This is a genomic window from Lacimonas salitolerans, from assembly GCF_042677865.1.
In the GTDB taxonomy this organism is placed as follows: domain Bacteria; phylum Pseudomonadota; class Alphaproteobacteria; order Rhodobacterales; family Rhodobacteraceae; genus Lutimaribacter; species Lutimaribacter salitolerans.
Genome location: NZ_JBHUDD010000004.1, coordinates 1 through 7,810 on the forward strand (window position 1 = coordinate 1; position 7,810 = coordinate 7,810).

General features: G+C 61.1%; 12 protein-coding genes and 1 pseudogene. 9 read left to right on the forward strand and 4 right to left on the reverse strand.

From position 1 onward, the window contains the following. Positions 1-74 precede the first annotated feature (74 nt). Genes ACFTOW_RS00760 through ACFTOW_RS00770 form a run of 3 tightly spaced genes read left to right on the forward strand, consistent with a single transcriptional unit; the run spans position 75 to position 1,108 of the window. Positions 75-506, forward strand: coding sequence for a hypothetical protein (locus tag ACFTOW_RS00760; protein ID WP_379912078.1), 432 nt, complete (start codon positions 75-77; stop codon positions 504-506). Positions 507-555: 49 nt separating this feature from the next. Then, the gene (locus ACFTOW_RS00765) at positions 556-801 is read left to right on the forward strand and encodes a type II toxin-antitoxin system ParD family antitoxin (RefSeq protein ID WP_379912080.1); all 246 of its coding nucleotides are present in this window, start codon (positions 556-558) and stop codon (positions 799-801) included. Continuing rightward, positions 788-1,108 carry a type II toxin-antitoxin system RelE/ParE family toxin gene (locus tag ACFTOW_RS00770; RefSeq protein WP_379912082.1) on the forward strand — a complete coding sequence of 107 codons (321 nt, stop codon included), beginning with the start codon at positions 788-790 and terminating at the stop codon, positions 1,106-1,108. Before ACFTOW_RS00765 ends, ACFTOW_RS00770 begins: the two co-directional genes overlap by 14 nt. Positions 1,109-1,260: 152 nt before the next feature. Here ACFTOW_RS00770 and ACFTOW_RS00775 read toward each other — a convergent pair whose 3' ends face one another. The 3 genes from ACFTOW_RS00775 to ACFTOW_RS00785 are packed head-to-tail and all read right to left on the reverse strand — an operon-like array spanning position 1,261 to position 3,139. After that, positions 1,261-2,499 (reverse strand): type II toxin-antitoxin system HipA family toxin, encoded by a 1,239-nt coding sequence (locus ACFTOW_RS00775; protein ID WP_379912084.1) that lies wholly within the window; start codon positions 2,497-2,499, stop codon positions 1,261-1,263. A gap of 2 nt (positions 2,500-2,501) precedes the next feature. Beyond that, positions 2,502-2,813, reverse strand: coding sequence for a helix-turn-helix domain-containing protein (locus tag ACFTOW_RS00780; RefSeq protein ID WP_379912086.1), 312 nt, complete (start codon positions 2,811-2,813; stop codon positions 2,502-2,504). A gap of 56 nt (positions 2,814-2,869) precedes the next feature. Beyond that, positions 2,870-3,139, reverse strand: a complete 270-nt coding sequence (locus ACFTOW_RS00785) for a hypothetical protein (RefSeq protein ID WP_379912101.1) — start codon at positions 3,137-3,139, stop codon at positions 2,870-2,872. On the opposite strand from ACFTOW_RS00785, the gene tnpB reads away from it, so the two are divergent. The 5 genes and pseudogenes from tnpB to ACFTOW_RS00810 all read left to right on the forward strand — a co-directional run. Further along, positions 3,104-3,241, forward strand: coding sequence for an IS66 family insertion sequence element accessory protein TnpB (gene tnpB / locus ACFTOW_RS00790; protein WP_379912097.1), 138 nt, complete (start codon positions 3,104-3,106; stop codon positions 3,239-3,241). The genes ACFTOW_RS00785 and tnpB overlap by 36 nt on opposite strands. A gap of 156 nt (positions 3,242-3,397) precedes the next feature. Next, entirely contained in the window at positions 3,398-4,297 is a 900-nt protein-coding gene (locus ACFTOW_RS00795) for an acetamidase/formamidase family protein (protein WP_379912088.1), read from the forward strand. 363 nt (positions 4,298-4,660) lie between these two features. Continuing rightward, positions 4,661-4,918, forward strand: a complete 258-nt coding sequence (locus ACFTOW_RS00800; protein WP_379912091.1) for a type II toxin-antitoxin system Phd/YefM family antitoxin — start codon at positions 4,661-4,663, stop codon at positions 4,916-4,918. Beyond that, the gene (locus tag ACFTOW_RS00805) at positions 4,915-5,307 is read left to right on the forward strand and encodes a type II toxin-antitoxin system VapC family toxin (RefSeq protein WP_379912093.1); all 393 of its coding nucleotides are present in this window, start codon (positions 4,915-4,917) and stop codon (positions 5,305-5,307) included. The genes ACFTOW_RS00800 and ACFTOW_RS00805 overlap by 4 nt, the downstream gene beginning before the upstream one ends. Positions 5,308-6,035: 728 nt before the next feature. Next, a pseudogene (locus ACFTOW_RS00810) lies at positions 6,036-6,261 on the forward strand (IS481 family transposase); the annotation flags it as partial. Positions 6,262-6,325: 64 nt separating this feature from the next. Here the strand turns inward: ACFTOW_RS00810 and ACFTOW_RS00815 are convergent. Beyond that, positions 6,326-6,571 (reverse strand): transposase, encoded by a 246-nt coding sequence (locus tag ACFTOW_RS00815; protein ID WP_379912099.1) that lies wholly within the window; start codon positions 6,569-6,571, stop codon positions 6,326-6,328. A 367-nt stretch (positions 6,572-6,938) separates the two neighbouring features. On the opposite strand from ACFTOW_RS00815, the gene ACFTOW_RS00820 reads away from it, so the two are divergent. Then, positions 6,939-7,103 (forward strand): hypothetical protein, encoded by a 165-nt coding sequence (locus tag ACFTOW_RS00820; RefSeq protein WP_379912095.1) that lies wholly within the window; start codon positions 6,939-6,941, stop codon positions 7,101-7,103. Positions 7,104-7,810 lie beyond the last annotated feature (707 nt).

The following is a 7,810-nucleotide window of genomic DNA, read 5'->3' on the forward strand; positions in this document are numbered from 1 at the left end:
CGTGAAATGGCTGCCCGCGATGCCGTGAAACGCGTGCCCGAGATCACGCGAAATCACTGCCCAACTTCCGCGAAATGCGCACCATGTCGATGGTGCCGCCTGCAAGTAGAGGAGATGAAAATGAAACCGTTTCTGAAAACGCGGAGCATGTGCGGAGTGAGTCAAAAGAGCCGCCGACGCGAGCTGACGGCTCGCCGAAAAAGTCCGCAGCCGCAGTGCAGGCGGTTGTCGCGGAGGAGCAGCGGCAGATGGAGATGGAGATGGATTTTGAAGGGCCGCTGCCTTTAGATAGTCCGGCAAAGTCAGATCAAGCCCAGGTGCAAGCCGCATTGAATAGCCTAGAAGATTTACAGTCTACGATGCGCAACCAAAAGGTCGGAAGCTGCGCATGTGGAGCAATCATAGGCCTGTCGATAGCGAGTTGCTCAATGAAAAAATCTATTTTGGATTGCATACTACGCGCAAAATACACTCAGTTTAATAGCAATTTTTGCCATATATTTTGACAGAATATGCCATACTGTGATACATGGATCAGATGAAGGAGGATGACCCATGGCGACAATGAATGTTTCCCTTCCTGATCCAATGAAGAGCTGGGTCGAAACACGCCTGAAAGACGGGAGTTTCAGTAACACGAGCGACTATGTGCGCCACCTCATTCGCCGGGACCAGGAACGCGCGCAGGCGATCGAGGCTTTGCAGAAAGCCATCGACAAGGGCATGCAGAGCGGTGAGCCAGAGGCGTTCGACTTCAAGGCTTTCAAGGCGCGCATGCGGGAGCAACATGCCCGCAAGTGATCTGACGGCGTATCGGCTGACGCCTGCGGCCCAAGACGACCTGGAAGATATCTGGCTGTACACTTTGCAGCAGTGGTCGATCAAGCAAGCTGATCGTTACGCGGACATTCTGGAAGATACCTTTGACAGGTTGCTGTTCATGCCGGAAATGGCGCGGGAACGCACTGAGGTCGATCCGCCTGTTCGTATCCATCCGAGTGGGGGACATCTGATCATCTATCGTATTGAACGAGATCATCTGGTGATCTTGCGGGTGCTGGGAGCAGGGCAGGATTGGCACGCGTTCTTGAAGGCGGCAGATCAGTGACATTGTCTACCTGCTGCGGAACGATCCTCCAGACTCGTCGGAAACCCGCGCGTTGGCCCGCCACCTGTCTATGGACCGTGCACTCGCTATCACCGCGCGCCTTCTGAACCCGCCAGAAGCCGCACGTCTCGCCGATCTGACCGGGCTTTCGGTCAGCATGATGTTCCGGCGGAAAAATACTCAGCAATCTGCAGGGCGCGCCGCGACGGAACGCCGGCAGCATTTGCGTGTTTCGGCCAATCGGCGATTGCCGAGCGAATCGGATCAATGAGCGCAGCTATCGCCGCAGGCTTCATTCCGAGGGAGCGCCCAACCGCCTCGAGATGTTCGCGGCCAGGCCGGCGCCCCTCTCCGGCAATCGCAAGATGGTGCTCTCCGCCGGGACCACCGGAAAAGCTGATATCGTAGGCCGGCGACAAGCGCCAACTGCCATCGGAACCCATCAGAAAAGCGTGGTTCTTCAGATGATCATCCCGGTTGTGGGCGAGGACGTTGAAGGCCATCCTGCGGAACATCTCGTACTGGTCTCCGGCGTGCCGGGTGGTCCAGCGCACCAACTTCAGGAGGTTCTCGTAATCGATGGACGGCTGCCGGAAGTCGACATCGAGCAGGCCCGCGGCAGTGTGCATATGCACCCGTCCAGCGCCGCTGCGGTCGAAGCGCTCCACGGCGAGGAAGGTATCGCCACGCGCGGTGCGCAGCACCATGGTCCAGGGCATGGCAATACCAGCCGCCCGCGCCATCCGCGCATAAGCCTCTTCTTCCTCGACCGCGCTCGGGCTGTCGGTCGACGCCGGATACTTGATGAGGACCTGCCGTTCGCCTTGCTTCGGCGCAAGTTGATGGTCGCGCAGGCGGCCGGTCTCGACATCGAGAAGCGCCACGATTTTCGGCCGTGCGCCGGCAGAGCCCCCAGCCGCCGCGCGAGCCCTGGACAAGTCCTCCACCGAGGCGTCCTCATCCATACTGGTAGCGAGATCGGCGAACCATTCGAGATCCACCCTGTTAGGGTCGACCGATCGGTCCTCGGGAAGATAGACAAGGGCACCCATGCCATGCTTGCCAACGATCGCCAGACGGTCGACCGGAGTAATGGCGTCGCGACCGGCGCCGCGGCGCTCCAACTCGCGGTCGACCAGAAGTCGCCCCCAGCCATCAGGCAAAGAGTCGCCGAAGACTCCGGGCAGGCCTTCGAAGGCTGCCGGATTGCCAGTCCGGTAAAGTCCGGCCAGGGTCTTGATGTGGTAGGGTGAGATCGGCAGGGGGTCGGCCAGGAACGCAGGATCCCATTCGACGGCGGCGGACCGGCGGGCTGCATCCCAGGCAATCTGTCCAACAGGGTGGACGTTGTCCGGACCGAAGGCGATCTCGATGCGGAGGCGGCGGGCCATGCTCACGATCCCTTGCGCTTGCGGACACGCTGTCGCGCCGCAGGCTTGTCGAGATCCTCGAGACGGGCCGCTTCGATGGTCGGGAAGAGGGCGCCGAAGCCCGCAAGCGCATCGAGCGCATCGGCGAGAGCGAGCAGGCCCGCGAGACTGATCTGCCCCTTTTGCTCGAAGCGCTTCAGGGTTGCCAGCGGAACGCCGGATCGCGCGGCCAGGTCAGCCTGGGTCAAGCCGAGGGCGATCCGGCGGCTGCTCGCAGCCGCACGAACCCGATCCTGCATCTCGGAGGGGGTGTCCAGATCGAGTACTAGGGGCATTATATTATCCCTAAGAAAGAATTTTGCGCTATGGGGATAATATATTAGTCGTAAAATTAGGGCAAGATGGATGAACGATCAGCGAAGCGGAAAGCCTCACGCTTGGCGCCCGGCTTGTGGGCCACCAGAAACTCCGCCACGGCGGTGGCATAGTCCACCGTGTAGCTTTGCCCCGCGCCCGGACAGGTGCGTGCATTGCGTGGCGCGACGTGATTGTCGCTGGCCAACGGCTGCCGATCCTGATCGCGACGAAGCCAGTCGACTTCAGGTGCGGGCACAACGCTCTCGCGCTGGTCGTACAGACCGAGCTGAAGCTCGATCCGCATTCCGGGGTGACGGTGGTGTTCCGCTCGAAGCGCGGGGACAGGTTGAAGATCCTGGTCTGGGACGGCACCGGGATGGTGCTAATTTACAACCATCTGCATTGATACTACGTCCCTTTCGGCCTCAGTTGATACTTTTTCCAGACTGGGGGTCTGGCGTCTTGCGGCAGCGCGATCGACGAGGCGGTTCCATCGGCTGCATTTCTTCTCAGGTAGTTTGGACTCTGGAAGTTCGTACAGGCAATAGTGGCCGTTGTAGGCATGGCTGGTGATCAAGCCGTGCCTGGCCCAACTGGTCACGGTCTGCTCGTGGATATCGAGACGCGCGGCCGCTTCCTGCCTTGTAAGCATTCCTCGTTCGCGCAGGCGNACGCGAACCATTACGCGGGGCTGCCCGATGGAAGCCGCCAGCATTCGATCCTGACCTACGCGCCCTCGGACATGCCCTGCACGCTGGTGCGGATGCGGCTCTTCATGGGCCAGCTCGGGACTTGTCCGTCGATGGCGATGCCCGACAGCCACAACGCCGGCGATTTCGGGGCCTTCCTTGTCGGCGCGCCGCATGACTACGCGATCACTGAAGAGCAGCTTGTCCCGCATAAGACCGATGGTCACATGGATATCGGTGCGGTTCGGGCCGGTGCGATCCTGGTGTGCCCGGTCAAGGTGCCTGGTGCGGGCGTCTACATGGGCGACATGCACGCCGGTCAGGGCGACAGCGAGATCGCCGGGCACACGATGGACGTCTCGGGCAGCGTGACGCTCCAGGTCGAGGTTGTGAAAAACTATCCCATCGACGGGCCGGTCCTGTTCCCACTGGAGGAAGACCTGCCGCCGCTCGCCAAGCCCTTCTCCGAGGCGGAGAAGGCCAAGGGCCACAGGCGCGCGGAAAAATGGGGCATGACGGAGATCGGCCCGCTGGCCCCGGTCTCGGTCATCGGCACGGCGGCAAACCTGAACGCGGCGATCGAGAACGGCCTGTCCCGCGCAGCGGCTCTGCTCGACATGACCGTGGCCGAGGTGCGCAACCGAGCCACGGTGAACGGCGCGATCGAGATCGGCCGCGCGCCCGGCGTGATCCAGGTCACCTTCCTCGCGCCGCTTGCCAGGCTGGACGCGGTGGGTCTGGGTGACTACGCGCGGGAACAATACGGGCTTTGATAAAAACAGGCCGGGGCGGGTTGGACCGCCCTGGTTCTGCCGATCCGGCACCTGATCGCAGATCGGGAACGGTGCATGGACTTGGGCACGTCCTGGTTGCTGACGGACATCGCGACGGTGGCGGGGGTCACGCCCTCTTCACGAGAGCCGTGTGCATCGGAGTGGTCGTGAGAGTGAGCACGCCCGGGTCTTTGACAGAAGAGCGCCCCAGGTTGCGTTTGAGACGCGTCTTGAGCGCGCTTTTCTGTCGTGGATCCATAGCGTCGCCCATGAGGTCCGGAACTTGCGTGATCGGGCCTTCTACAGGGGTGGGGTTTGAAATGGTCCGTTCAGTGGTCCATTTCGAGGACAGGAGGGGATCACGTGCAGGTCACCGTGACAGACGCCAAGGCAAAACTTACCGAGCTCGTGAAGAGGGCAGAGGAACGAGTAGAGATTGTCTTGACGCGGCATGGACATGGGATCGTGCGCCTTGTCGCTGTGAAACGCGCAGCCGGCGTTCAGGATCGGCGGTCCATCATTGCTCATGTCCGGGCATCTGCAGCACGGAAGGACCGCGCCGGCGCGACTGCGGCGCGCAGCCAGGACTTCCTTTACGATGAAGTGGGCCTGCCGTTGTGATCGTGGTCGATACGTCGGCCCTGTTGCTGGACGAACCGGGCGCCGAGACGATTGCCGACATCCTCGCAAACGATGCCGATGTGTCGATCTCGGCCGTCACCCTTGCCGAGGCCAGGATCGTGGCTGCGCGACGAGGACTGGCCGCGGAGATGGCCGATCTGACCGAGGGGCTCGGGTTCGATGTGGAGGCCGCGACGGCCGACACGGCGAAGCGGGTGGCAGAGGCCTATGCCGTGTGGGGAAAGTGGACCCACCCGGCTGCGCTGAACCTCGGGGATTTTTTTGCGTATGTCACGGCCATGTCGAGGCGTGCGCCGCTTCTCTACGTTGGCGAAGACTTCGCGAAGACCGGCGTTCAGGGTGCGATGCCGCGCAGCACGACAGGTTGACCCGTTGCCGTGTGGCTCGTTTTTGTGTCGCCGTCCGGGATAGGTTGCGTTATCGGACGTTTGGGCGATCAGGGGTCTTCGTGAGGGTCCGACACGAGGGGGTCCGGGAGGGTCGCGCTACAGGTCCCAAACAGGGACGGTCCGCGAGGGGCACCAAGGCGTCCGTCGGGGCACACACCCCTTGGCCCAGACCCTGCGTGGGGACCGAGGCAGAGGGGACCGGAACGGTCAAATCGGGGGGATCGAAACGGGTCGGACTGGGGCTGCCCCGCGCCGTGATCCAGGGGGGCGTCGACGGGTCCCGCATGACGTGCCGAAAGCCCGGGCGCCAAGCTTCCGGCGGTCGTTCATCGAAAGTGTTCAGGCTTACCTCCCTTATTGAACGTCCGTCATCACCAAAACACATGCGGGCATCGAGAGGCTCGGCTCAGCCCATCCTCGCGCGCGGCAGGGGGGCACTGCAGGTCGGCCGGCGCGTGTTTTCTTTGCTTCGGGAAAGGTTTTCGTTGATCTGTTATGATCTGCGAAACGGACTATGTTTGCGCCCGATGGGCATTATGATCGTGGTAGAAACAGACATTCGCACCGTGAAACGGGGGGCATGTGGTGAGTCTCGGAGACGAGGGACCCGAAAGCCCCCTACCTGTTCGGTTACCGCATGCGGGTTGCGCAAATTCCCGGACGGGCATTTCGGTAATTCCCGGACAGCCTTCAGGCGGTCGCGACGGTTGGTCACGCTGCGCAAGACATTGCGCCTGCCGCTCGACGATCTGCTCACCGTGGTGCGCGAGTTCCTCAACCCGCATGTCTCGCGGTCTGGGCTCGACCGCTGCCTGCAAGCGGCATGGTGTAGGCAATCTGCGGGCACTGAAGCCGAAACAGCACAGGCCAGCGCACAGGACCTTCAAGGCCTACAAGTTTGGATACCTGCATATCGACGTGAAATACCACCCCCTCTCGGGACATTTCCTTGGGAAATGTCCTGCCGGGCAGTGGATGGCCGACGCGGATCGTCACCTCACCGACCACGATCTCCACCATGGAGGGGTTGGCGTGCCCGCCGGGATGTCCGCGCCTGCTTCTTGAGGAAGGCCTTGCGCCAGCCGAATAGTTGCGGCGGCGAAATACCCAGGCGCCGGGCCAACGCTGAAACGGTCACGCCAGGCCCCAGCACGACCGCGACCGCTTGCGCCTTGGACTCATCCGACCACCGACCGCAGCACCATCGAAATCCATCTCGGTTACAGCCTTGACCAACTGCAATCTACCAGCTGAAGGCATAGGCGTAGAACTAGTTGTAGACATGTAACCTCGGCGTCAGAGCAAAGCAAAACAGCCTATCCCACACCCGCTGGCCGTTAACCCACGGGGTCCCCTTGCCGCTTGCTTGGCACCTGTCGTCGATGCAGGTCGACTGGCCGGACGGTGCCTGCAGCAGGATTGCACCAAAAGACCTGCTTCAGGGCGGGATCACGATCGCCCGGCAAGGTGGGCCGACGTCGTAAACAGTTGTTCTATGATCGCTGCTTCGCTATTTTTTTGTCACCGTGTCAGTCACTTATTCACGTGGTGTTTACATTCAGTGTATAACTGGGTGCGCCAGACTACAGCCATACAAACCAGTGAGCTCAATGACCGATTTTACCCCTCCAGCCCAGATCGATGATACGGAAAAGCCGAGCACAGCGCGTCGCGCTTACATCGCGCCGACCATCACCTTTGCCTCTGCTGACAAAGGGCCTGAGGGAAAGGCCTACCATTCATACGAGCAGGAAGACATCTTCGGGCCCTCGTGATGCTTTTTGGTGCCTGGCAGCCGAAGCCCTCAGTGTGTTCAGTCTCCAGAATCGACGGAGAGGCCATTTTCCGGGCCGCTGAGTGGCTATTGAGTGGTTTTGCGTCCACCCTCCCAGTCCGAACGAAATCGGCTCAGCAGGCCTCTCCGCTGCGATGAGCAGTACTGCCGCCGGGCACAGGCGCCGCAGGTTTGCCCGGTTCCAGCAACTGGGTCGATTTCAAGTGCAGATCGGGGGGCAAAGTTCTTGCCCAACGGGTGGGGGGCAATTATGCCGTTAAAGCAAGCCGATCACAGCCAACCAAACCAGTGAATCCCATGACCGATTTTACCCCTCCAGCCCAGACCGATGATGCGGAAAAGCCGAGCACAGCGCGACGCGCTTACGTTGCGCCGACCATCACCTTTGCCTCTGCTGACAAAGGGCCTGAGGGGAAAACAAACTATCATACCCGTGAGTTTCTCGCTTCCTACGCGCCCTCGTGACACTTCTTGGAGCCTGATTCCGGATAGCACAGGACCCTGTGCTTGGGCTGGTTCAAAGCATGGCGGCATATCCCTTTGGGAGTTTCGAAAGAGGGGCGCAGCATCCCTCTTCGCCGGATAGGAGATAACGCAGTTATGTCCTAGTCACCCGGAACCAAATTTGCCATCATTGATGTGAGGCGAACTTTGGGGGGTATGGCATGCGGGGTCGGGTATCTATTG

Bases quoted from the DNA above. Each gene is read 5' to 3' on its own strand.
- ACFTOW_RS00765 (WP_379912080.1), top strand. From the start codon at position 556: ATGGCGACAATGAATGTTTCCCTTCCTGATCCAATGAAGAGCTGGGTC.
- ACFTOW_RS00775 (WP_379912084.1), bottom strand. From the start codon at position 2,499: ATGGCCCGCCGCCTCCGCATCGAGATCGCCTTCGGTCCGGACAACGTC.
- ACFTOW_RS00785 (WP_379912101.1), bottom strand. From the start codon at position 3,139: ATGCGGATCGAGCTTCAGCTCGGTCTGTACGACCAGCGCGAGAGCGTT.
- ACFTOW_RS00760 (WP_379912078.1), top strand. From the start codon at position 75: ATGCGCACCATGTCGATGGTGCCGCCTGCAAGTAGAGGAGATGAAAAT.
- ACFTOW_RS00770 (WP_379912082.1), top strand. From the start codon at position 788: ATGCCCGCAAGTGATCTGACGGCGTATCGGCTGACGCCTGCGGCCCAA.
- ACFTOW_RS00820 (WP_379912095.1), top strand. From the start codon at position 6,939: ATGACCGATTTTACCCCTCCAGCCCAGATCGATGATACGGAAAAGCCG.
- ACFTOW_RS00780 (WP_379912086.1), bottom strand. From the start codon at position 2,813: ATGCCCCTAGTACTCGATCTGGACACCCCCTCCGAGATGCAGGATCGG.